This is a genomic window from Rhizobium sp. N324 (assembly GCF_001664485.1).
GTDB lineage: Bacteria > Pseudomonadota > Alphaproteobacteria > Rhizobiales > Rhizobiaceae > Rhizobium.
In genome coordinates, this window is the sequence record NZ_CP013630.1 from 2,618,427 (window position 1) to 2,640,979 (window position 22,553).

General features: G+C 61.7%; 19 protein-coding genes. 6 read left to right on the forward strand and 13 right to left on the reverse strand.

The window, feature by feature from the left end; all coding sequences use genetic code 11:
* The first annotated feature begins 52 nt into the window (after positions 1-52).
* Positions 53-976: a LysR family transcriptional regulator gene (locus tag AMK05_RS12625; RefSeq protein ID WP_064841353.1), complete on the forward strand. Its 924-nt coding sequence runs from the start codon at positions 53-55 to the stop codon at positions 974-976.
* Here AMK05_RS12625 and AMK05_RS12630 read toward each other — a convergent pair.
* From AMK05_RS12630 to AMK05_RS12640, 3 genes are all read right to left on the reverse strand, one after another.
* Positions 939-1,676: an SDR family oxidoreductase gene (locus AMK05_RS12630; RefSeq protein ID WP_064838854.1), complete on the reverse strand. Its 738-nt coding sequence runs from the start codon at positions 1,674-1,676 to the stop codon at positions 939-941. The two genes, AMK05_RS12625 and AMK05_RS12630, sit on opposite strands and share 38 nt — an antisense overlap.
* A gap of 103 nt (positions 1,677-1,779) precedes the next feature.
* Entirely contained in the window at positions 1,780-2,541 is a 762-nt protein-coding gene (locus AMK05_RS12635) for an ABC transporter permease (RefSeq protein ID WP_064838856.1), read from the reverse strand.
* Complete coding sequence (locus AMK05_RS12640; RefSeq protein ID WP_064838858.1) at positions 2,538-3,464, reverse strand: ABC transporter ATP-binding protein; 927 nt, start codon at positions 3,462-3,464, stop codon at positions 2,538-2,540. The genes AMK05_RS12635 and AMK05_RS12640 overlap by 4 nt, the downstream gene beginning before the upstream one ends.
* Before the next feature lie 677 nt (positions 3,465-4,141).
* On the opposite strand from AMK05_RS12640, the gene AMK05_RS12645 reads away from it, so the two are divergent.
* A complete protein-coding gene (locus tag AMK05_RS12645) occupies positions 4,142-5,473 on the forward strand; it encodes an IS1182 family transposase (RefSeq protein ID WP_082935607.1) in 1,332 nt (443 codons plus the stop codon).
* A 186-nt stretch (positions 5,474-5,659) separates the two neighbouring features.
* Here AMK05_RS12645 and AMK05_RS12650 read toward each other — a convergent pair whose 3' ends face one another.
* The 9 genes from AMK05_RS12650 to AMK05_RS12690 form a co-directional block, all read right to left on the reverse strand.
* The gene (locus AMK05_RS12650) at positions 5,660-7,273 is read right to left on the reverse strand and encodes a glycoside hydrolase family 43 protein (RefSeq protein ID WP_064838860.1); all 1,614 of its coding nucleotides are present in this window, start codon (positions 7,271-7,273) and stop codon (positions 5,660-5,662) included.
* A 252-nt stretch (positions 7,274-7,525) separates the two neighbouring features.
* Positions 7,526-8,557, reverse strand: a complete 1,032-nt coding sequence (mgrA, locus tag AMK05_RS12655; RefSeq protein ID WP_064838862.1) for an L-glyceraldehyde 3-phosphate reductase — start codon at positions 8,555-8,557, stop codon at positions 7,526-7,528.
* A gap of 229 nt (positions 8,558-8,786) precedes the next feature.
* Positions 8,787-9,920: a Gfo/Idh/MocA family protein gene (locus AMK05_RS12660; RefSeq protein WP_064838864.1), complete on the reverse strand. Its 1,134-nt coding sequence runs from the start codon at positions 9,918-9,920 to the stop codon at positions 8,787-8,789.
* Between the two features lie 8 nt (positions 9,921-9,928).
* Positions 9,929-10,690 (reverse strand): sugar phosphate isomerase/epimerase family protein, encoded by a 762-nt coding sequence (locus AMK05_RS12665; RefSeq protein WP_064838867.1) that lies wholly within the window; start codon positions 10,688-10,690, stop codon positions 9,929-9,931.
* Positions 10,691-10,729: 39 nt separating this feature from the next.
* On the reverse strand, positions 10,730-13,192 hold the full coding sequence (locus AMK05_RS12670; RefSeq protein WP_064838869.1) for a beta-mannosidase: 2,463 nt from the start codon (positions 13,190-13,192) through the stop codon (positions 10,730-10,732).
* 271 nt (positions 13,193-13,463) lie between these two features.
* A complete protein-coding gene (locus AMK05_RS12675) occupies positions 13,464-14,570 on the reverse strand; it encodes an ABC transporter ATP-binding protein (protein ID WP_064838871.1) in 1,107 nt (368 codons plus the stop codon).
* Between the two features lie 4 nt (positions 14,571-14,574).
* Positions 14,575-15,519: a carbohydrate ABC transporter permease gene (locus AMK05_RS12680; RefSeq protein WP_064838873.1), complete on the reverse strand. Its 945-nt coding sequence runs from the start codon at positions 15,517-15,519 to the stop codon at positions 14,575-14,577.
* A complete protein-coding gene (locus AMK05_RS12685) occupies positions 15,512-16,417 on the reverse strand; it encodes a carbohydrate ABC transporter permease (RefSeq protein WP_064838875.1) in 906 nt (301 codons plus the stop codon). The genes AMK05_RS12680 and AMK05_RS12685 overlap by 8 nt, the downstream gene beginning before the upstream one ends.
* A gap of 166 nt (positions 16,418-16,583) precedes the next feature.
* Positions 16,584-17,819, reverse strand: coding sequence for an ABC transporter substrate-binding protein (locus AMK05_RS12690; RefSeq protein ID WP_064838878.1), 1,236 nt, complete (start codon positions 17,817-17,819; stop codon positions 16,584-16,586).
* Between the two features lie 454 nt (positions 17,820-18,273).
* Between AMK05_RS12690 and AMK05_RS12695 the strand changes: the two genes are divergently transcribed.
* The 4 genes from AMK05_RS12695 (at position 18,274) to AMK05_RS12710 (ending at position 21,825) form a co-directional block, all read left to right on the forward strand.
* The gene (locus AMK05_RS12695; RefSeq protein WP_064838880.1) at positions 18,274-19,317 is read left to right on the forward strand and encodes a LacI family transcriptional regulator; all 1,044 of its coding nucleotides are present in this window, start codon (positions 18,274-18,276) and stop codon (positions 19,315-19,317) included.
* Between the two features lie 247 nt (positions 19,318-19,564).
* The gene (locus tag AMK05_RS12700) at positions 19,565-20,179 is read left to right on the forward strand and encodes a C39 family peptidase (RefSeq protein WP_064838882.1); all 615 of its coding nucleotides are present in this window, start codon (positions 19,565-19,567) and stop codon (positions 20,177-20,179) included.
* Between the two features lie 33 nt (positions 20,180-20,212).
* A complete protein-coding gene (locus AMK05_RS12705) occupies positions 20,213-21,289 on the forward strand; it encodes a D-alanine--D-alanine ligase family protein (protein WP_064838885.1) in 1,077 nt (358 codons plus the stop codon).
* A 2-nt stretch (positions 21,290-21,291) separates the two neighbouring features.
* Positions 21,292-21,825, forward strand: a complete 534-nt coding sequence (locus AMK05_RS12710) for an AAA family ATPase (RefSeq protein WP_064838887.1) — start codon at positions 21,292-21,294, stop codon at positions 21,823-21,825.
* A gap of 19 nt (positions 21,826-21,844) precedes the next feature.
* Here AMK05_RS12710 and AMK05_RS12715 read toward each other — a convergent pair whose 3' ends face one another.
* Entirely contained in the window at positions 21,845-22,474 is a 630-nt protein-coding gene (locus tag AMK05_RS12715; protein WP_064838889.1) for a class I SAM-dependent methyltransferase, read from the reverse strand.
* Between the last annotated feature and the right edge of the window lie 79 nt (positions 22,475-22,553).

Here is a 22,553-nt window from a genome sequence, read left to right on the forward strand (position 1 = left end):
CCGCTTTATTGATATCCTTATCAAGGCGCCTGCGCGCCCACCGGAGCTCGAGATGAATCCACGACAATTGAAGACATTCCTTGCGGTGATCCGGCATAAAAATCTCACCCGCGCCGCCGCCGAGGTCAACCTCGCCCAATCGAGCCTCAGCGACCAGATACAGGCGCTGGAGGAAGAACTTGGCGTGGAACTCTTCCTCCGCTCCCGCCAGGGTGCCGTTCCGACGCCTGCAGGTGCGACGCTAAAGGCCTATGCGGAGGAGATCCTGGCGATGAATGACGAGGCAAGGGCCGCCGTCTGTGCTGCAGCCGGCAATGCCGAACAATCTGTCATACTGGGCGCGCTCGAAACCATCGGCGCTGAAAGGCTGGCGCCCTGGCTCGCCCTTTTCGGTGGGCAGAACCCCGGCCTCGCTCTCAAACTGAAGATTGGCGGCAGTGGCGAATTGCATGCGCAATTGCAGTATGGCTCGATCGACGTCGCATTCACCTTCGATCGCGGCCAGCGGGACGAGCGCTTCGCGACGCGCCGCATCTGCGGCGAACCGCTGGTATTGATCGCAGGCCGCGTGTCGCAGGCCTCTTCATTTGAAAGCCTCGCAGCAATGAGCACGGCACCCTTCGTCGCGACCGAACCCGGCTGCGTCTATCGCCACTTGTTTGATGCCGCCTTTGCCGAAGCGGGCGTGACTGCGCCACCGATTGTCACAGAAGCCGACAGTATCGCGACGATCATCCGGCTCGTGGCATCAGGCGCAGGGTACGGCCTAGTCCCGCGTTTGGCCGTCGATGCATTCGCTGCGCGTGGCGATGTCGTCGAACTGCCCTGGCCCGGGCAACCGCCGGCCGCCTCATTGGTGATGATGTGGCGACGTCGGCGCGTCCAGCCGCCGGCGCTCACGCTCCTCCTGCAATCGGCAAGCGAACACCTTTCGCCGATCACACCAGCCGATGCCCGCCTTCGACATGCAGGATAGTGCCCGTGGTGAAGCCGTTACCGATCAGAAAACGGATCGCATCGGCGATATCCTCAGGCCGGCCGACACGCCCGGCAGGCAGGCGCTGCGCCATCGCATCAAGCGTCGCCTGCTTGGCGTCACCGGCAACGGACCTCCAGATCGGCGTATCCACCCAGCCCGGCGACACGGCATTGATACGGAGCGGCGCCAGTTCGACGGCAAGCGCCCTGACCAGGCCTTCGAGCGCCGCATTGACGGCGGCGACCACAGACCCGCGCGCCGCCGGCCTGTAGGCCGCTATACCTGACGTAAAGGTGATCGATCCTGACGGCGGCAGATGGGTGGCGCCATATTTCGCCAGCAGTAGCGGCCCATAGAGCTTGCTCTCGACCACGCGTTGCGCTGCCGCAAGTTCGATCGACGGCAGCAACTGATAGGCGCCTTCAATATCAGCGGCCGTGCTGACGATATGGTCGACCGGTCCGCCATCGCGAAAGAGTGCCGCAACCTCCTCCTCCTGCGATATATCGACAGCGCACGTGCCGAGTTTAGGATGGTCGCCGAGGTGGCGGCAAGCCGTCGCAAGCCTCTCTTTACTGCGCCCCGCGATCGTCACCGAGGCGCCCTCATCGAGCAGGCGCCTGGCGAGCGCCAATCCCATGCCGGAACTGCCGCCGACGATCAACACCTTCGCACCTTCGATCCTGATTTCAGTCATCTTGCATCTCCTTGAATGAGAGAGAGATGCCCCGGACCGCAACGGAAGAAAAACGGAAGAAATCGATGGCATCATCGGATTATCCGATGATGCCATTCAAGCGTCAGTTACGCAGCCGGTAGCCGGTTCTGAAGATCCAGCCGAGCGTGCCCAGGCAGATCGCCAGGAACACCGTGATCATCGCCAGGCTGATCGCCGGGTTGACGTCGGCGATCCCGTAGAAACTCCAGCGGAAGCCGCTGACGAGATAAAGCACCGGATTGAAATGGCTGACCGCCTGCCAGAAGGGCGGCAGCATGCTGATGGAATAGAAGCTGCCGCCAAGGAAGGTCAGCGGCGGCACGACCAGCATGGGAATAAGGTTCAACTGCTCGAAATTGCCTGCCCAGATGCCGATCATGAAGCCGAACAGGCTGAAGGTGATCGCCGTCAGCAGGAAGAAGAGGATCATCATGAACGGATGCTCGATCCGGACATCGACGAAGAGATTGGCAGTGAGCAGGATGATGAAGCCGATGATCATCCCCTTGGTCGCCGCCGCCCCGACATAACCGAGCAGAATCTCGGTCATCGCCACCGGCGCCGACAGCACCTCGTAGATCGTGCCGGTGAATTTCGGGAAGTAGATGCCGAAGGAGCCGTTGCTGATGCACTGGCCGAGCAGTGTCAGCATGATCAGGCCCGGCGTGATGAAGGCGCCGTAGGATACCCCCTCCACCTCCTGGATGCGTGATCCCACAGCGGCACCGAAGACGATGAAATAGAGCGAGGTCGAGATAACAGGCGAAATGACGCTCTGCAGCAACGTGCGGCGCGTGCGCGCCATCTCGAAGAAATAGATCGATTTGATCGCCTCGACGTTCATTTGCCTGCTCCTACCAGCGCCACGAAGATGTCTTCCAGCGAACTCTGCCGCGTCGAGAGATCCTTGAAATGGATATTGTTTTCACCCAGCCGGGTCAGCAGCGCCGCAATGCTTTCCTGCTCGTTGTCGGCGTCGAAATCGTAAGTCAGCCTGCTGCCGCCGGCTTCCAGCGTCAGTCCGTTGCCGGCGAAACAATCCGGAAGCCGTTCGAGCGGTTCGGTGAGATCGAGGATGAGCTGTTTGCGGCCGAGCTTGGCCATCAGCGCCGCCTTGTCCTCGACGAGCAGCAATTGCCCGCCATTGATCACGCCGACGCGGTCGGCGATTTCTTCGGCCTCCTCGATATAATGGGTAGTCAGGATGATGGTGACGCCCGAGGCCCGCAGCTCCTGAACGACATTCCACATATCCTTGCGCAGCGTCACGTCGACACCGGCAGTCGGCTCATCGAGGAAAAGAATATCCGGCTCGTGGGAGAGGGCCTTGGCGATCAGCACCCGCCGTTTCATGCCGCCCGAAAGCTGGCGCAGCATATTGTCCTTCTTGTCCCAGAGCGAGAGCGCCCGCAGCACCTTCTCGATATGGGCTGGATTGGCCTTCTTGCCGTGCAGCCCGCGCGAAAAGCTGACCGTATTGAACACCGTCTCGAACTGATCGGTGGTCAGCTCCTGCGGCACTAGCCCGATCATTCCACGGGTGGCGCGAAAATCCTTCACCACGTCGTGGCCGGCGACCAAAACCTGACCGCCGCTCGGATTGGCGATGCCGCAAATGATCGAGATCAACGTCGTCTTGCCCGCGCCGTTCGGCCCGAGCAGCGCCAGGATCTCGCCCTTTTCGACATCGAGGTTGATGCCTTTCAGGGCCTCGAACCCATTGGCGTAGGTCTTGGTGAGATTCTGAACGGAAATGATGGGGGCCATGCGGTACTCTTGCGGATTCTTAAGTGTTACTTCGGCTCGCTATATAATGCCTTGATGACGCTTTGACATCCTCAGAGACGTGAACACAGCATTCACGCCCGGCTAACACCGTCGGCCACCGGCGCAGGCGACTCGGCGGCGAAAAAGAAAGGCTGGGCCGATTTCGGATGTCATCATCCGGTGATCTTCGTGCCCGATAACAGAGCCGAGGCCAGCACCGGCATCCGCCCCGCCGCCCACTCCTTTGCGGAGCCGTCTCCGGTGTTCTCGTTGCACCCTTTTTTGCTGCCTCGGCATGTAGTGAAAGTTATTGTTCAGTCACGAAGTGCTTGGAACCGGCCAGCATCCCCTGTTCAGCCGCGTTCGTCTTAGCCGGCCCTGCGCCGGCTTTCTTTTTGTGGGGAATACGGGTGGCTGCCCTCGTCCTTCGAGGCCCCTGCGGGGCACCTCAGGATGAGGTCGGAGAGACGTCGCGGCTCAACTCATCCGAACGTAGCGGTAGAGTAGCTCGATCAGCCGAGCCACGAGAGCAGCCGCTTTTGTTCTCCCGGTTCAGCTACCGATCAGCCTGAGAGACACAGGGCACACCGATCAGCCCTCATCCTGAGAGCCTGTGAATGTTTGGTAGCGGAGGCGATTGGATTGTGATTCTGTTGGGTCGTTGATTTGCTTGGGGGATGATGGTGGGCGACGACCTGTTCGAAGGATTGCCGGTGCATGGAGCGCGGCGAAGTGCTCAGGTGGGACGCGGAGCGGCGCGCATGCGTGAGCCGGTGCGCGATCAGATCGAGTTGCGTGCCGTCGATATCGACAGCTTGATCGGCCAGGATCATGCGGTGCGGGTCATTTGGAACTATGTCGAGGGACTGGATCTGAGCACGCTCGAAGATCGGATCAAGGCGCGTGAGCACCGGCCAGGCCATCCACCGATTTCGCCACGGCTTTTGCTGGCGCTGTGGCTCTATGCCAGCAGCGACGGCGTCGGCAGCGCGCGGGCGCTGGAACGGCAGTGCGGGAGCCACGACGTCTATCGCTGGCTGTGCGGCGGTGTCTCGGTGAACTATCACACACTGTCGGATTTTCGGGTTGGTTGCGCCGATTTGCTCGACCGGCTGCTTGCCGAGCATCTGGCGGCGCTTGCCGGTGCCGGCCTCGTCACTCTCGATTGTCTGGCGCAGGATGGCGTGCGGGTCCGGGCAAGCGCGGGTGCGGCCTCGTTCGGCCGCAAAGCGACGCTTGATCGGCATCTTTCCATTGCCGAGGCGGTTGTGGATCAGCTCAAGCACGAGGTCGATGCGCGTTCGGATGCCAGCACTCGGCGCATCGAGGCGGCCAGGGAGCGGGCGGCGCGCGAGCGCGGCGAGCGGCTCAGAGCAGCCCAGGTCGCTCTTGACGAGATCGAGCGCCATCGCCAGGCGCGCGAAGAAAAGCGCGGCAATGGCAAAAAGCCGAAGGAGCCGCGCGCCTCCAGCACGGATGCACAGGCGCGGGTGATGAAGATGGCCGACGGCGGCTTCCGCCCGGGTTATAATGTGCAGGTTGCGAGCACGGCCGGTGAGCAGTTCGTGGTCGGGCTCGAGGTGACCAATGCCGGCTCCGATCGCGGCCTCATGCGGCCGATGCTGGAGCGGTTGCGCGCGCTAAGCGGCCATCTGCCGCGGCGCTATCTCGCCGATGGCGGCTTTGGCAGCGCTGAAGATATCGAGTGGGCGCACGGCGAAGGGGTTGAGGTCTTTTGTCCGCCCACTCAGTCCAAGCACGGAACCGATCCCTTCTTGCCGCGCCGCGGCGACGGTCCGGGTGTGTCGGCCTGGCGGGCCCGCATGGCAAGCGAGGCGGGCAAGGCTCAGTACAAACCCCGATCGATCTGCGAATGCGTCCATGCCCGCTGGCGCAACTGGAATCTGCGACAATTGACGGTGCGCGGCATCGAAAAGGTCCAGGCCGTCGTGCTCTGCTACGCACTCACCAACAATATCTTGCAAGGCCATCGGCTTGCCAAGGGCTGAGCCACTGTCACCACCCAGACACCAACACGCGACCATCCGAACGCAGCGCGCAATCGCCTGACGCTCGACTGCATCGGCCAGCCAAGATCGGCCAAAAACGCGCCGGATTCAAAAGCTTCACAAGCTCTGAGGTGCGTAGGCCGAAGGCCGGAGCCTCGAAGGACGAGGGCGGGTGGGAAGCACCCCTCACAACTCATCATAATTAAACCAGTCGAAATCCGCGACCTTCCCTCTCCCCGACGTATCGAAAGCAAACACGCCTGCGAAGGCGCCGGTGAAGGAGCCGTGTTCGCCGCGGCCTCCCTCGTCGGAGATCATGCCGGCGTCGAGGATTGGGCCGATCGGCTGCCAGGCGCCCTTGCCTTCGGTCTGCCAGAAGAATTGCAGATCGTTCTCGCGAATCTCCATGGCGAGTTGGACACGGCCCTCGGCTGGGATGGCAACCCCGCTTTCGGCGGGAAAGCTGAGGCGTCCGTTCGGATAATCGCCGTTACACGAGAGGATGGTCACGCAGCGGCCGAGTGTTTCGTGCAGCGTCACGGCAATGGCGTGGAACTTGTGTCGGTTGTAATAATGCGTCAGCCCCGCGACCTGCTGATAGGTGTCGGGCGAGAACGCGATCACGGTTTCGGCACGGAAGCTGTGATGCTCCTGGCGGCGGGCGACCAGCGACTGCTCGAACCAGGAACCGATGCTTTCGCGCCCGATCAGCCTGAGATGGCCGGGACGGTCCGTCAGGTTGAAGATGCGCTCGGGCTCGGGCGTGCGCAGCCACTGGAAATCGGTCGGCAAGGTGCCGCCGTCGAAGCTGTATTCGCTGCGCATCGGCTTTTCCGCGGGCACAGCGCCGAACAGACCGGGCACATCAACATCTGGCACCGAGGTGCCGTTTTCGAGATAGAGCCAGTCATCGTCGCGCCAGACGCACTTCTGCAGGCTCGTCTCTCGCCCCAGCGTGCAGCGCCGTTTCGGCGGCAGCGGCCGGCCGCAGAGATGGGTGTGATAGGCCTCACCGTCCTGCGTCTCGACATATTGGCCGTGCCCTGCCCGCTGCAGCACCGCCCCCGGATGATCCTTGGAGGTGATGAGATGCATGTTCGGATGCATCTCATAAGGCCCTTCGATGCGGCGCGCGCGCGCCATGGTGACGGCGTGGTCGTAGCCGGTGCCGCCTTCGGCTGTCGTCAGATAATACCAGCCATTGCGCCTGAAGAGATGCGGGCCCTCGACGAGGCCGAGCGGGCTACCGGCAAAGATGTTCTTGGTCGGGCCTTTCAGCGCCTTCGTCGCCGGATCCCACTCCTGCAGCAGGATGCCGTCGAAGGCAGGCGATTTCGGCGAGCCGCCATAGCTTTCGGTGCGGTGGTTCCACTGCATATTGACGAACCACTTGCGGCCGTCATCGTCATGGAACAGCGAGGGATCGAAGCCGGAGGAATTGACATAGACGGGATCGGACCATTCGGCCTCGATCGAGGGCGCGGTGACGATGTAGTTCGGCGCATCCTTGAAACTGCCGTCGAAGCGCTTGACGTCGGTATAAACAAGCCAGAACTGCCCGTCGGCATAAGAAAGGCACGGCGCCCAGATGCCGCAGCTGTCGGGATTGCCGCGCATGTCGAGCTGCGACCGGCGCTCCAGCGGCCGGCGCACCAGCGTCCAGTTCACCAGATCCCGCGAATGGTGGATCTGCACGCCGGGATACCATTCGAAGGTCGAGGTCGCGATATAGTAATCCGCGCCGACGCGGCAGATCGACGGATCGGGGTTGAACCCGGGCAGGATGGGATTGCGGATCATAAGCGGCCTCCTCCGAGATTATTGTTGTGGTACGTACGTCAAAGTGGGCGGTTACCTTGCCTCTCCACCCTCATTCCTCTGCTCGTCACAGGAATCCAGCCGCCGCGCGTCCGCGCGGCGAAAAGAGATCCATTCAGCCCAAGGACTTGGGCTGAATAGATCTCTGTGACATCCCTCAGGCAAGCCCTGATATGAGGGAGGATGTGGCAACCGACTGCCCGAACTCCGGAGCTTAAATTGCCTCGACCCGCCCTATTCCCTCTCCGCCGACTTCGCCCAGAGATTGATATCCGCCTCACGGGCATAGACGTCGATCTCGGCGAGCTCCTCGGCGGTGAATTCGAGATTATCCAGCGCTTTTACGCAATCGACGATCTGCGACGAGCGGCTGGCGCCGATCAGTGCCGAGGTCACGCGTCCGCCGCGCAGCACCCAGGCGATCGCCATCTGCGCCAGCGTCTGGCCGCGCCTTTCGGCGATGTCGTTGAGCTTCCTGATATTGTCGATGATCGAAGGACGGATGAAGTCGCGCTTCAGAAAATGGTTTTGCGCCGCGCGGCTGTCGTCAGGGATACCGCCGAGATATTTCGTCGTCAGCATGCCCTGGGCAAGCGGCGAGAACACGATCGAACCCATACCGACCTCGTCGAGCGTATCGAGCAGTCTGTCGTCCTCGACCCAGCGATTGAGCATCGAATAGCTCGGCTGGTGGATCAGGCAGGGCGTACCGAGGTCCTTGAGGATGGCGGCGGCTTCGCGGCTACGCTGCGAATTATAGGAGGAGATGCCGACGTAGAGCGCCCGGCCGGAGCGGACGATATGGTCGAGTGCGCCGCAGGTTTCTTCGAGCGGGGTTTCGGGGTCGAAACGGTGCGAATAGAAGATGTCGACATAATCGAGGCCCATGCGCTTCAGGCTCTGGTCGCAGGAGGCGATCAGATATTTGCGGCTGCCCCACTCGCCGTAAGGGCCCGGCCACATATCGTAGCCGGCCTTGGAGGAGATGATCAACTCGTCGCGAAGCCCGGAAAATTCGGTGCGCAGGATCTCGCCGAAAGCGGTCTCGGCGCTGCCGGGAGGCGGACCGTAATTGTTGGCGAGGTCGAAATGGGTAATGCCGAGATCGAAGGCGGTGCGGCACATGTCGATCTTGCGGTCATGCGACGTGTCGCCGCCGAAATTGTGCCAGAGACCGAGGGAGACGGCCGGCAGCTTCAGGCCGGAACGGCCCGTGCGGTTATATTTCATCTTCGAATAACGGTCTGCGGCTGGTTGCCAGCTCATGAAACTCTCCTTCGTACAATATCCTTGTCGTCGTCATGCGACATCCTCGGCCCAAGGACACCTGCCCCTCATCCGCCTGCCGGCACCTTCTCCCCGTAAACGGGGCGAAGGGGGTGTGCGCAATCTCTCCGTTCCCCACTAACATTTCGCAGGGCACGTCCCCTCGCCCCGTCTTTACGGGGAGAGGGTGAGGGGCAATCCTCAGCACAACGATTCTAACGATACCCTATCACTTCAACAGCGCCTGCGCCTCTTCGATACCGAGTGCCGCCGGCTGGGTGCAGGTCGTGGTCAGGTCGATGAAACGGCCCTCCTCGCCCGACTTCAGGATCGAGGTCATGACGTCGACGCCGTGCAGCGTGCGGTCGAGCGAGCAGCGCGCGTCGCGGCCTTCGATCAGCGCCATCGCCATGTCGGCAAGGCCGGCGGTGCGGTAGTTGGCGCGCGAGCCGCTGGGGTTTTCCTGGTTGATCTTGCCGAATGGATGCTCCCAGGCGTCGAGCGGCTTGATCTCCTTGTCGCGGCCGCTTGCCTCGACGACACCGCCGAAGAAGTTCGGATCCGGCACGTAGAGCGAGCCGTCGGTGCCGTAGAGCTCCATATTGGCATGACGATGGGACCACACATCCCAGCTCGCCGTCAGCGTCACGGTGGCGCCGGAGACGAATTCGAGCAGCGCCTGGATCGTCGTCGGTGTCTTCACAGGGATGATCTCGCCGTTGCGCGGCTCACTGGTGATGGTGCGGGTCGGCGACGCCATCGAGGTCATGGCGCCGACCCGTTTGACCGGGCCGATCAGGTTGATCAGGTTGGCGATGTAATAAGGGCCGAGATCGAGGATCGGGCCGCCGCCCGGCAGGAAGAAGAAATCCGGGTTCGGATGCCACATCTCCATGCCGGGGCTCATCACATAGCAGGCCCCCGACGTCACCCGGCCGATGCCGTCATCGTCGATGAACTTGCGGGCAAGCTGATGGGCGCCGCCGAGGAACGTGTCAGGCGCGCAGCCGACGGCGAGGTTCTTTTCCCTCGCGATGCGGCGAAGCTCCTCGCCCTCTTCGAGCGAAAGCACCAGCGGCTTTTCGGAATAGACGTGTTTTCCGGCCTCGAGGATTGACTTCGACACACGGAAATGCGCATCCGGGATCGTCAGGTTGACGACGACGTCGATCTCGTCATTGGCGAGAAGCGCGTCGATCGTCTGCGCTTTGACGCCATATTCCTTGGCGCGCGCCTCGGCCGCCTGGACGTTGATATCGGCGCAGGCCAGCACCTTCAGCCCCTTGAAGAGCGGTGCCAGCGAGAAATAGGTGGTGGAGATATTGCCGCATCCGATGATGCCGACGCCAAGTTCCCTGGTCATGATGTGCCTCAATAAGTCTGGAAGGATGCAATCGAGCGGCTGATATTGCGATCGATATCTTTGGGATTGTCATGTTCGACGACAAAATGTTTGGCCCTGGTGGCGCGCAGCGCCGTTATCAGCTTGGCCCACTCGACCTTGCCGTGGCCGACATCGGCCCAGCCGTCCTCATCCGTCGCTTCGCCGGCCGGCGCGATATCCTTGACATGCACGGCAGTAATGCGCGGTCCGAGTTTCTCGATCCAGGCGAACGGATCGGCGCCGCCGCGAATGACCCAGGCAATATCGGCTTCCCAGGAAATATCGGGAGCGCCTTCGAAGATGCGCTCGATCGGCAACGAGCCGTCGGCCAGCTTGACGAATTCGAAATCATGGTTGTGCCAGCCGAACTCGTAGCCGGCTTCCTTATAAGCCTTGCTCATCTCCTGCAGGCGCTTGCCGAAGGCGACCCAGCCGGCGGCGTCGGAGGGCCGCTGGTCAGTTGCCAGATGCGGCGCATAGATCGAATCCATGCCGAGAATCTTGGCAATGTTCAGCGACTTCTGCACGTCCTTCTCCAGGAAATCCGGGCTGAAATGGCCGGTCGCCATCACCAGGCCGTTCTTGTCGAGCTCGGCGCGAAGGCTCTTCAGCCCGGCATCGTCGAGATCGGCGTAAATGCCGCCGAAGCCTTCGACTTCCGCATAGCCTGCCTTGCCGAGCTTTTCGAAAATCACAGAATAGGGCTGGAAGTTGCGCGCGCTGTAGAGCTGGTAGCTAAGTTTCGTCATCATGTTCTCCTTGGGCCTCGTGCCCACGCTTGGGAAGGATCAATCCGCCGATTGGCAGGAATGCAGGTCGTAGATCCGGAAGTCCGGCAGCTTGCCGCGTTCGAGCTGATATGCCGGGGTGAAGGTGACGCGGCGGCTTTCGCCGGCCGCAAGATCGAAGGCGTTGTCGGAATATTTGCCGTCCGTCTCGCTCTCGATCATCACGAAGAGCGCAAGTCCCTTCGCGGTGACGTTGATGTCGATGGCGCCGCTCGCCTCGACATATTCATGGGTGACCGTCAGCCCCGCGGGCTCGAGCTCCAGCGCCTTATAGGTGCCGTTGACATGATGCCCCTCGCCGCCCATCCCGTTCGACGCGGTGAAACGCCACGCAAGCAACGTTCCCTCGCCGATCTCGGCCGCCACGTCGATGGTCGCAACCGTCACCGCCGCATCCGGCGAGCAGACTGCCTGCACGTCTTTCAGATGTTTCCGCTCGCCGGTCATGGTCAGCAACGAGATCGAAAGATCGACGCTGACATCGGCGAGCGTGTCATTGACCAGCGAGAAGCGGATCGTCTTGCCGTCCTCGGAAGGAATGGCGGCGACCGCCACCGGCTGGAAGAAGCGCTTCACGAGATAATGCATCGCCTTCCAGCGGCCGCCATAGTCGATGCTCGACCAGGAGGCGACCGGCCAGGTGTCGTTCAACTGCCAGTAGATCGTGCCCATGCAATGGGGTTTCAGCGACCTCCAGTATTCCACCGCCGTCTTGATCGCCAGGCCCTGCTGGATCTGGCTGAGATAGACGAAGTTCGGGAAATCCTTGGGGAAACGGAAATAGCGGAACATCGTGCCGGCGATGCGCTCGTTGCCGCCGGCATTCTTCTGATGCAGCTCCATCACCGGAGAAGCGACGTTCATGTCCTTCTCCTCGGCATAAGTCTTGATGACGGGCAACGAGGTATAGGACTGGAAACCGAATTCCGAGCAGAAGCGCGGCCGCACCGAGCGGTAACTGTCGAACGATTTGTTCTCGTGCCAGACCGACCAGTAATGCATGTCGCCGGAGCCGTCGGCATGCCAGGCATCGCCGAAATCGAGATAGCCCGAGGCCGGGCTCGACGGCCACCAGAGCGCGCCGGGCAGTGCTTTCTTCACCGCCTGCTCGATCGTTCGGTTGAGCCGGTCGTAGGAGACGAGGTAGCGGTCACGATCCTTCCTCGATTCCTCGAACCAGGTCAGCGCGCCCACAAGTTCGTTGTCGCCGCACCAGAGCGCGATCGATGGATGCGAAGAGAGACGGCGCACCTGATAGTCGACCTCGATCGCCACATTCTCGAGAAAGTCTTCCGTCGAGGGATAGAGGTTGCAGGCGAACATGAAGTCCTGCCAGACCATCAGGCCCAGCCGGTCGCAGAGATCGTAGAAATGATCCTGCTCGTAGAAGCCGCCGCCCCAGACGCGGATCATGTTCATGTTGGCGGCTTTCGCCGATTGCAGGAGATCCTCGGTCTTTTCGGGCGACGATAGTGAAAACAGCGCGTCGGCCGGAATCCAGTTGGCGCCGCGGCAGAAGATCTCGCGGCCATTGACCTTGAAGGCAAAGCGGCTGCCTGATGCATCCGGCGTGGTGATCAGCTCGATGGTGCGAAGGCCGATCTGCTTCGTCACCACCTCGTCGGCCAGTTCGACGGAGAGCGCATAAAGCGCCTGCTCGCCGCTGCCGGACGGCCACCAGAGGCGCGGCTTGTCGATATGGAAGAGGTGATTGACCGTCGTCTCGCCCTTGACGCCAACGTCGAGGCGCACGCGCTCGCCGTCGAGATCGAAATAGACCTGCGCGATGCCGGCATGCTTGGCAAACAGACTGGCCGTCACCGTGAGATCGACAGAGCCGTCATTGTTGTGGGTCTGGCGGGTAACGACATGCTCGATACGCGCCGTCTCGAGCTTCTGCAGCGCAATCGTGCCGTAGAGGCCGAACGGCGCAATGGCGATGTTCCAGTCCCAGCCGAAATGGCATTGCGGTTTGCGCAGCATGTTACCGTCCGGAATGGGAGAATTGCCCGTGCTGTACGGAATATAGAAGGGCTGCTTCTTCTGCCGCTCGGCGCCAATGGCGGGGTTGGAGGCGAAGACGATGCGGATGACATTGTCGCCGGATTTCAGCATGCTCGACACGTCAGGCCGATAGCGGCGGAAGCTGTTATCGGCTTCAAGCGCCAGGAAGCCGTTGACGTAAACGCTGGCGACCGTGTCGAGATAATCGACATCGAGATACCAATCGCCCTCGACCTCCTGCAGCGCGAAGCTACGCTCGACCGCCCATTCGCGCTGGGCGACCCACTGCACCTTCTCCTCGTTGCGGCCGAAATAGGGATCGGGGATCAAGCTTGCGCGGTGGAGCGCCGTATGCACGTCGCCCGGTAGCATGATCGCCGTGCGAATTTCACCGTCGATGGAGCTTAGTTGCCACGAACCGGAAAGGTCGATCCTGGAGGGAGGCTGTTGTTGCGTCACGATTTCATTCCGATTTTGAAAATGTGGTCTTGAAGGAAGGGCAAATGTCACCGTTCGGTGACCTTCACTAGTCGTTCGTCGGAGACGTTTCGTTTTTCTCCTCATCCGCCCACTCCGCTCTGCGTCATCCTCGGGCTTGACCCGAGGATCTACACCGCATCCAACTGCGGCAGCGAGCATGGATCCTCGGGTCAAGCCCGAGGATGACGGAGGGCGGGGTTGGTCTTTTCGTCAAACTCGCCTGGCTAACGGCCTCATCTACAGAATCTCCCTAAAGCCGCAGCTCGCTCTCGGCATCGAATACCGAAGCTAGCGTCATGTCGAAGCTCAGCTTCACCTTGGCTCCGACATTGAAGCGGCGCGCGCCGTTGACGCGGACCGACATCGTGTGGCCGGCATGTTTCAGCCACAGCAGATTGTCTGCACCCATCGGCTCCTCGATATCGACGGTCGCGTCATGTTCCTCGCCGCCGGCGTTCTCATTGACCTTGATGTGCTCCGGGCGAACGCCGAGCACCACCTTGCGGCCGGGCTGGAGCGCCTCGTCGGCGTCGTAGGCAGCGAGCGAGAAAATGACGCCGTTGGCGGAAAAGGCAATGCCGTCGCCGGATTTGACCAACTCGCCGCGCAGGAAATTCATCGACGGCGAGCCGATGAAGCCGGCAACGAAGAGATTGCGCGGCCGATTGTAGATCGTCGTCGGATCGTCGAGCTGCTGGATGATGCCGCTCTTCATGATGGCGATTCGGTCGGCCAGCGTCAGCGCCTCGATCTGGTCGTGGGTGACATAGATCATCGTGTTCTTCAGCGATTGGTGCAGGCGCTTGATCTCGACGCGCAGCTCCGAGCGCAGCTTGGCATCGAGGTTGGACAGCGGCTCGTCGAACAGGAACACATCGACATCGCGCACCAGTGCCCGGCCGATCGCCACGCGCTGGCGCTGGCCGCCGGAAAGCTCCGCCGGCTTGCGCTTCAATAGCGGCTGGATCTGCAGGATTTCGGAGGCACGCGCCACCCGCTTGTCGATCTCGGCCTGCGGCACCTTGGCGACGCGAAGGCCGAAGGAGAGGTTCTTCTCGACGGTCATCTGCGGATAGAGCGCATAGGACTGGAACACCATGCCGATGCCGCGGTCCTTCGGTTCCTCCCAGGTGACGTTCTTGCCCTTGATGAAGATCTGCCCTTCCGAGGCGTCGAGCAGGCCGGCAATGCAGTTCAGCAAGGTCGACTTGCCGCAGCCGGATGAGCCGAGCAGCACCAGGAATTCGCCGTCGTTGATGTCGAGGTTCAGATCCTTCAATACGCTGACCGCGCCGAAGTTCAGCGACAGATCCTTGATGGAAACACTTGAATTGGAGACACTCGAATTCATGTTCATGTGATCAACCCTTCACTGCGCCGGCGGCGATGCCGCGGACGAAAAGCCGTCCCGACACGAAATAGACGATCAGCGGCACGAGACCCGTCAGGATCGTTGCCGCCATGTTGACGTTGTATTCCTTCACGCCCTGGACGGAATTGACGATGTTGTTGAGCTGCACGGTCATCGGATAGGTATCCGGCCGGGTAAAGACGACGCCGAACAGGAAGTCGTTCCAGATGCCGGTCACCTGCAGGATCATCGCAACGACGAAGATTGGCAGCGACATCGGCAGCATGATCTTCAGGAAAATCTGCCAGAATCCCGCCCCGTCGACGCGCGCCGCCTTGAACAGCTCTTCCGGCAGCGAGACGAAGTAGTTGCGGAAGAGCAGTGTCAGGATCGGCATGCCGAAGATCGAATGGACGATGACGAGACCGGTCAGCGTGCCGTAAATGCCGACTTCGCGCAGGATGATGACGATCGGATAGATCATCACCTGATAGGGAATGAACGCCCCGATGATGAGGATTGAGAAGAAGAGCTCCGATCCCTTGAAGCGCCAGTTCGCCAGCGCGTAGCCGTTCACCGAAGCGATGGCGATCGAGATGATGACCGACGGCACCGTGATGCGCACCGAATTCCAGAAGCCGCGCGACAGGCCATCGCAGTTGAGGCCGGTGCAGGCTTCGGCCCAGGCTTTTACCCAAGGCTCGAAAGTGATCTCCATCGGCGGCGAGAAGATGTTGCCGAGACGGATTTCCGGCATGCCTTTCAGTGAGGTGACAACCATCACATAGAGCGGCAGCAGATAGTAGAGCGCGGCGACGGTCAGCGTTCCGTAAAGGATGATGTTGCGCGATGACAGCGCCGGGCGCGGCTTCGGGCCGCTGGGGCCATCGCCGAGCCTTGGCGCGACGGCATCGATACCGGCGGCAGTGGTGTTGAGAGTTCCGATATTAGCCACGTTTGCGCCCTCCTCCGAATTCCAGATAGGCCCACGGAACGATGATGATCGCGACCGTGACCAGCATCATTGTCGAGGCGGCAAAGCCCTGCCCCAGATTCTGCGCCTGGAACATGTAGTCGTAGACATATTTTGCCGGCACTTCCGACGAGATGCCGGGACCGCCCGATGTCTGCGCCACGACCAGATCGTAGACCTTGACGATGCCGGAGGCGATGATGACGATCGTGGTGATGAACACCGGCCGCATCATCGGAATGACGATGAGGAGATAGGTCTTCCACATCGGGATGCCATCGACGCGCGCCGCTTTCCAAATGTCCTCGTCGATGCCGCGCAGGCCGGCAAGCATCAGGCACATGACGAGGCCCGTTCCCTGCCAGAGCGCGGCGATCAGAATGCCGTAGATAACGATTTCAGGCGTATAGAGCGGATTGAAGGTGAAGCTCGTCCAACCCATCGAACGCACGACCGACTGAATGCCGAAATCCGGGTTCAGAACCCATTGCCATACGAGGCCCGTCACGATGAAGGACAGCGCGAAGGGATAGAGGAAGATGGTGCGGAAGGTGTTTTCGAAACGAATCTTTTGGTCCATCAGCGCGGCGAGCAAGAAACCGATGACTAGGCTGAAGATCAGCGAGAGTATGCCGTACAGAGCCAGATTCTCGATCGCCGTCACCCAGCGGGGTGCCGCCCACAGGCGCTCGTACTGGTCGAAGCCGACGAAGCTCAACCGCGGAAGGAGCTTGGAATTGGTGAAGGAATAAAAGACCGTCCAGAACGTGCCGCCGACAAAAATCACCAGCGCCGTCAGGATCATCGGTATGGAGGCAATCTTGGCGTTCAGATTGCGCAGTAACTTGATTGGCCGGCCTGCTTGCGCTTGACCCGTCATGAACTCTTCTCCTCAAATCGCAGCCGCGACCGTGACAGAGCGGATTTGCCGTCTGCCATCCCTGCCCGGCTTGCCGGGATGTCGGAGAGACGCCGCCGCCCGAACATTTGTCCGGATACGATCCGGCTCTTGCGGAGCCGGATCGTCAAGGCAGCGTATCTATCGATCAGTCAGCCGAAGCGATGATCCCGGCGAAGCGCTTCTGAGCGTCCTCAGGCGTCATCGACGGGTTGGCAAAAAATTCGGAGAAGAGGTCTTCCTTCTGCTTCTGGCTATCGGCCGAAAGCAGCTGGTCGGTGCCCTGGATCACGTTACCCTTCGCCAGGATATCGAGACCCTTCTTCATGCAATCGTTGGCGGCAGCGAGATCGACATCGCCGCGAACCGGCAGGGAGCCCTTCTTCAGGTTGAAGGCAACCTGGGTCTTGGGATCGAGCAGGGTCTTAGCAAGGACGGCCTGCGCCTTGGACTTTTCCTCGTCCTTCAGGAGCGGGAAGTAGAAGGCGTCGCCGCCGGTCGAGATGATCTCGTTCACGCCGAGGCCCGGCAGGCAGGTATAGTCGGTACCGGCCTTCTGACCGGCAAGCGCGAACTCGCCCTGCGCCCAGTCACCCATGATCTGGCCGCCGGCCTTGCCGGTGATGACGAGGTTGGTGGCCTGGTTCCAGTCCTGAACGTTGCTGCCCTTGGACATGCGGCGGGCATCGTCGGCGGCCTTGAAGACCTTGGCGATTTCAGGACCGGCAGCAACTTCCGCGTCCTTATCCTTGAACACCTTGTTGAAGACGTCCTTGCCGGCGACAGCGACCATCAGCACGTCGAAAGCGCCCGTTGCCTGCCACGGTTGACCGCCGACGGCGAGCGGAATGATGCCGGCCTTTTCGAGAGCCGGAGCGGCAGCGACGAACTCGTCCCAGTTCTTCGGAACCTCGACGCCGGCCTTCTTGAAGGCGGCGTTCGAAAGCCACAACCACTGCCAGGAGTGGATGTTGACGGGCGCGCAATAGATCTTGCCGTCGATCGTGCAGGAATCGAGCAGGCTCGCCGGACGGATGATATCCTTCCAGTGCTCGGCAGTCGCCACATCGGTCAGGTCGCGCATCAGCCCGGCCTGGACGAGCTCCTCGGCCTGGCGGCCATGGTTGAACTGGGTGGCGCCCATCGGGTCGCCGCCGGTGATGCGGCTAATCATGATCGGACGGGCAGTACCGCCGGAGCCGGCGATGGCGCCGTCGACCCAGTGATTGCCGGTGGCGTCGAACGCCTTGGCCAGCTCGGCGACAGCAGCCGACTCGCCGCCTGAGGTCCACCAATGCGTGACTTCGAGATCGGTGGCATTGGCGGCGCCGAACGGAAGCGCGACCGAAGCGGCAAGCAGGGCCGCCATAATACGGATTTTCATGAGTTTTCCTCCCTCACTGAAACGTTGCCGGAAAAACTTAGTTCAATCGATTTCAGCGCGCAACCGTCCGCCTGCAAATTTTTCCCCAAGAACAGGAAATGCTACCTATGCCTGCTTCAAACTGGATCGTAACTTCTTTTAAGCCGGCATTTAGCCACAGCATCTCGCAGACGCACTACCGCACCATGTATATGACATTAAACGTAAATTTCCGACAAGATGTTTTTTCTGGCACATTACCCCTTTCGCATATGCAGAAAAACGCGGCATAAATCACGAGTTCAACCTTTGCGTACAATGCTGCAATGCACTCAACAAAAAGCACTCGACATTTCTACTGTATCGTTACAGATTGCGCTCCTTAGGGAGGCGCGATTTTGGCAGGCGGCGGGCTTACGGCGTCTGAAAAAGCCTCTATAAGCGACACCAATTCGCGCGAGGCAGGCCTACAGGGATGGAAAACAAGGGAAATTTCGGGCAAGCAGCATCGGCGCCGGCGGCGCGTGAGCGCCCGACTTTGAAGACGATCGCCTTCATGACCGGTCTCGGCGTAACGACGGTGTCGCGCGCGCTGAAGGATGCACCCGATATCGGGGCTGAAACCAAGGAGCGGGTGCGCATGGTCGCCCGCCAGCTCGGTTACCAGCCGAACAGGGCGGGTGTGCGCCTGCGCACCGGCAAGACCAACGTCATCGCCCTCGTTCTCAGCATCGACGAGGAGATCATGGGCTTCTCCAGCCAGATGGTCTTCGGCATCTCCGAGGTACTGTCCGGCACGCCCTATCATATCGTCGTCACGCCGCATTCCCACAGCAAGGATCCGATGCTGCCGGTGCGCTATATCCTCGATACCGGCTCGGCCGACGGTGTCATCATCTCGCGCATCGAGCCGGACGATCCGCGCGTGCGGCTGCTGACCGAGCGCGGCATGCCCTTCGCGACCCATGGGCGCACCGATGCGGGTCTGACCCACCCCTTCCACGATTTCAACAATGAAGCCTTCGCCCACCAGGCGGTGGAACGGCTGGTCAAGCGCGGCCGACGGCGCATCGCCCTGCTGCAGCCGCCGAGCAAGCTCACCTATTACACCCATATCCGCATCGGCTTCCAGACCGGCCTGCATGACTACGGCGCAGAAGAAGTGCCGCTGCGTATCAACAGCGATGCGCCGCTTGCCGATATCCGCGACGTCGTCGAGGTGATGATGCGCTCGGAAAACGCCCCTGACGGCATCGTCTGTTCCGCCGGCAGCGCGGCAATCGCCGTCAATGCCGGCATCGAGGCCGCCGGCAAGGCGCTCGGCCGCGATCTCGACATGGTGTCCAAGCAATCGGTGCCGATCCTCAACTGGATCCGTCCTGAGATCATCACCGTCCAGGAAGACGTGCGCCAGGCCGGCCGAGAAATGGCCAAAGCCGTCATCGCCCGCATCGACGGCGTCGAACCGGAACTGCTTCAGAGCATCAGTCAGCCGATCTGGCCGGAAAACGGCAGGTAGGCGGGACGCACGGCGCCGCTCCTTGCCTCCATCAAACGCCGGAACACCGCCCGCCTCATCCTTCGAGCCTGCATGGCAACGCTAGTCTCTCCTCCATCATTCCTGTGACGAGCACAGCTCCTTGTTCGGACGATCGGTTGGCCGCGGTCTCCTGAAGAAAAATGAACCCTGCGCGCAAGCGGGCATTGGTTCGAAAAAAGCCAAGATTGCCCGCCATCTCACATCCAGCCACGGGGAGATCAACAGAATGCAGCAGAGCGGCGTGCCCTATTTCAGCCAATGGGAAACACCCGGCATGACGCTGCCGGTGCTTGCCGAGGGGTCGCGGGCCCTGCTCGGCGATCCGCTCTGGCGCCATTCCGGTGCCGCGACGATCGAGGAATATGCGCGCTGGGCAGTCAATGTCTGCGGCATGGCCTGCTTGAAGATGATCCTGGCCGCCCGCGGTGAGATCCATCCGACCCTCGAGCTTGCCCACGCCTGCACTGCCTATGGCGGTTATGTCGTCAACGAGATCGATGCCTCGATCAAGGGGCTGATCTACGCACCCTTCGTCCGCTTCGCCGCCGACCGATTCGCGCTTGGTGCGGAGACGATGACAGGCGTCGAGACATCGGCCATTCCGGAGCTTCTATCGAGGCGGCGCTTCTTCATCGCCTCGGTGCATTCGGGCATCCGCTGGCCGGAGCGCGAGCCACCGTCCAAGGGCGGACATCTGGTGCTGGTGACGGCAGCAAGCGACGAGACGATCCGCTTCCACAACCCGTCCGGCCATGACGAGGCAAGCCAGGCTGATGTGACGCTGCCGCTTGCCGTCTTCGACCGCTTCTTCGCCAATCGCGGCATATCTGTCGACGCCTGACCTTTTCAACACCAGATCGTTTCGGAGGCTTGCATGACCCCTTCCCCAAACAGGCTGCGCATCGCCGTGCTCTTCGGCGGCCGCTCGGCCGAGCATGAGGTTTCCATCCTTTCGGCAACCAATGTCATGGCCGCACTCAAGCCCGAGAAATATGACGCCATCCCCGTTTTCATCACCCGCGAGGGACAATGGCTGCTGAGCAATTTTGAGGACGGCATATTGGCGACACCGTCGTCAGGCGTCGAAATCTGCCTCGTTCCGGGCGGACGCGGCCGCATGCTGGCAATCTCCGTTCATGGGACGCCGCATGAATTGCCGGGGATCGACATCCTGTTTCCCGTGCTGCACGGTCTGCATGGCGAAGACGGATCGGTGCAGGGTCTGGCGGAGGTGGCGCGCGTGCCGCTCGCCGGCTGCGGCATCCTCGGTTCGGCCGCGGCACTCGACAAGGACATCGCCAAGCGCCTGCTCCGGGCGGCGGGACTGCCGGTGGCGCGCTCCGTGACGGTGCGCGAAGATGCGGCCCCCTCGCTGGCAGCTCTCGAAAACGAGCTTGGGCTGCCGCTCTTCATCAAGCCGGCGCGGCAGGGATCGTCGGTCGGCGTCGCCAAGGTCCATGCCAGCCAGGAATTCGCGCCCGCCCTTGCCGAGGCCTTCCGCCATGATCGCATACTGCTCGCCGAGGAATTCGTTGCCGGCCGCGAGATCGAATTCAGCGTGCTGGAGGATACGGCAGGCGAGCTCTTCGTCTCCCGGCCGGGCGAGATCGTGCCGGCCGAAAGCCATGGCTTCTACAGCTATGATGCAAAATATATCGACGAGAAGGGCGCGGCGCTGAAAGTCCCGGCCGAGCTGCCTGAGGAGGTCGAGGCGGCCATGCGCGACATGGCCGCGAGAGCTTTCCGGGCGGTCGGCTGCGACGGCTTGGCCCGCGTCGACTTTTTCCTGACGGATGACATGCGGTTTCTCGTCAACGAGATCAACACCATTCCCGGCTTTACCGATATCAGCATGTATTCCAAGGCGATGGCCGCAAGCGGCGTCAGCTATGCCGAGATCATCGATAGGCTCGTCGATCACGGCCTGGCGCGCGCCCGCCGGGCTGTCTGAGCATGAACAGGCTGGTCCTGATTTCAGGCTGTTCCGGCGGCGGAAAATCGACGCTGCTGGCAGAACTCGGCCGTCGCGGTTATGCGATCGTCGAAGAACCGGGCCGGCGGATCGTCAGGCAGGAGCTCGAAAGCGATGGTGCGGCCCTGCCCTGGATCGATATGGCGGCCTTCGCCCGCCGCGCCATCGAGATGGCGACGGCCGATCACGCGGCCACGCGCGGGCGGACCGGCTGGACGTTTTTCGACCGAGGGCTGATCGATGCCGCAGCAGCACTTCAGCATCTCACCGGAGAACCGGCCCTGGAAAGATTGAGCGCCCTCCACCGCTATAACAGCAGCGTCTTCCTCACCCCGCCATGGCCGGAAATCTATGTTGCCGATCCCGAGCGGCGCCATGCATTCGACGAGGCGGTCGCCGAATACGATCGGCTTGCCGCAACCTATCCCGCGCTCGGCTACGACGTCGTCATGTTGCCGAAAATCGCGGTCGCCGACCGGGCGGATTTCATCCTCGATCGCCTGGAAGTGACGTAGCCGCCTCGCGGCTGCTTTTTCAAGGGAAACCTCTGCGCCTGCGAAAGACGCACCACTGAAACGACTGCCGGCCGCCGCCGGGCGTCGTATGCTCCTCGCGCCAGTCGCGCTGAAGCGCGAAGGCGGCGGAGAATTCACGCGCAAGGGCGGCCGCGTCATAACGTTCGACCGGCAAGCCGCTGCACCGCTCCGGCCCGTCCGGTGCGAAAGTAGCGATGATCACGACGCTGCCCGACGCCGTTCCGGTTTCGAGCGCGCGGCGATAGGCCAGCCGCTGCTCGGGCTCGGTGAGGAAGTGAAAGACGGCGCGATCGTGCCACACATCGTACTGGCGCCCCGGTCTCCACATGGTGACATCATCAATCACCCAGGCGACGCGGGCGGCCTCGTCCCCAAGCCGCGCCTTGGTAACATCGAGCGCCGGCGCGGCAATGTCGAGAACGGTGAGATCGGACCACCCGCGCTCGACCAGACGATCGACAAGGCTCGATGCGCCGCCGCCGACATCGATCAGCGAAGCCGTGACCGGCAGTTGCAGCGCGTCAAGCGCCCGCAGGGAAGGCTCGGGCGTCGGCTGATACCAGCTGACGCTGTCGGCAGCTTTCGTGCGGTAGACCGTGTCCCAATGCTCCCGCTTCGCGTCCGTCATCCGGCATCCCCATTTTTTGCAGCGCCCGATCCTGACCGATCAGCGTAAGGACTGAGACTTGCCTCCAAACGTCGTTCCC

Excerpts from the sequence above, each read along its gene's own strand:
- AMK05_RS12710 (WP_064838887.1), top strand. The coding sequence starts at position 21,292 with ATGAACAGGCTGGTCCTGATTTCAGGCTGTTCCGGCGGCGGAAAATCG.
- AMK05_RS12645 (WP_082935607.1), top strand. The coding sequence starts at position 4,142 with ATGATGGTGGGCGACGACCTGTTCGAAGGATTGCCGGTGCATGGAGCG.
- AMK05_RS12700 (WP_064838882.1), top strand. The coding sequence starts at position 19,565 with ATGCAGCAGAGCGGCGTGCCCTATTTCAGCCAATGGGAAACACCCGGC.
- AMK05_RS12690 (WP_064838878.1), bottom strand. The coding sequence starts at position 17,819 with ATGAAAATCCGTATTATGGCGGCCCTGCTTGCCGCTTCGGTCGCGCTT.
- AMK05_RS12630 (WP_064838854.1), bottom strand. The coding sequence starts at position 1,676 with ATGACTGAAATCAGGATCGAAGGTGCGAAGGTGTTGATCGTCGGCGGC.
- AMK05_RS12625 (WP_064841353.1), top strand. The coding sequence starts at position 53 with ATGAATCCACGACAATTGAAGACATTCCTTGCGGTGATCCGGCATAAA.
- AMK05_RS12685 (WP_064838875.1), bottom strand. The coding sequence starts at position 16,417 with ATGACGGGTCAAGCGCAAGCAGGCCGGCCAATCAAGTTACTGCGCAAT.
- AMK05_RS12675 (WP_064838871.1), bottom strand. The coding sequence starts at position 14,570 with ATGAACATGAATTCGAGTGTCTCCAATTCAAGTGTTTCCATCAAGGAT.
- mgrA (WP_064838862.1), bottom strand. The coding sequence starts at position 8,557 with ATGAGCTGGCAACCAGCCGCAGACCGTTATTCGAAGATGAAATATAAC.
- AMK05_RS12660 (WP_064838864.1), bottom strand. The coding sequence starts at position 9,920 with ATGACCAGGGAACTTGGCGTCGGCATCATCGGATGCGGCAATATCTCC.
- AMK05_RS12715 (WP_064838889.1), bottom strand. The coding sequence starts at position 22,474 with ATGACGGACGCGAAGCGGGAGCATTGGGACACGGTCTACCGCACGAAA.
- AMK05_RS12650 (WP_064838860.1), bottom strand. The coding sequence starts at position 7,273 with ATGATCCGCAATCCCATCCTGCCCGGGTTCAACCCCGATCCGTCGATC.
- AMK05_RS12635 (WP_064838856.1), bottom strand. The coding sequence starts at position 2,541 with ATGAACGTCGAGGCGATCAAATCGATCTATTTCTTCGAGATGGCGCGC.
- AMK05_RS12695 (WP_064838880.1), top strand. The coding sequence starts at position 18,274 with ATGGAAAACAAGGGAAATTTCGGGCAAGCAGCATCGGCGCCGGCGGCG.
- AMK05_RS12640 (WP_064838858.1), bottom strand. The coding sequence starts at position 3,464 with ATGGCCCCCATCATTTCCGTTCAGAATCTCACCAAGACCTACGCCAAT.
- AMK05_RS12665 (WP_064838867.1), bottom strand. The coding sequence starts at position 10,690 with ATGACGAAACTTAGCTACCAGCTCTACAGCGCGCGCAACTTCCAGCCC.
- AMK05_RS12705 (WP_064838885.1), top strand. The coding sequence starts at position 20,213 with ATGACCCCTTCCCCAAACAGGCTGCGCATCGCCGTGCTCTTCGGCGGC.